1 protein-coding gene is annotated in these 234 nt (G+C 35.0%); it reads right to left on the reverse strand.

Annotation, left to right across the window (positions count from 1 at the left end):
* On the reverse strand, positions 1 to 234 hold a 234-nt coding region (locus QP413_RS10190; RefSeq protein WP_336620853.1), incomplete at both ends, for a hypothetical protein.

Genomic DNA, 234 nt, shown 5'->3' on the forward strand with positions numbered 1-234 from the left:
TATCATTATTTACAGCCATTACAATCGTTCCTTCGTTAATATTGAGCATGTTTTGCAAGTCTTTGTACGTTTTCCATATGGTTTCTTGTTTTGTTCCTGAACCAGATAATGACAAGAAAAAGGAGTTATTAGGTAAATTTTCCTTATCTAACTCCCACAGTGATAGTGATTCTATTGGTGCTTCTGTAACGAAAAGGGTAATTGGACTTTTGTAATCCATATTGGCGCCAAAGC

Source organism: Corynebacterium sp. UMB4614, assembly GCF_030217065.1.
In the GTDB taxonomy this organism is placed as follows: domain Bacteria; phylum Actinomycetota; class Actinomycetes; order Mycobacteriales; family Mycobacteriaceae; genus Corynebacterium.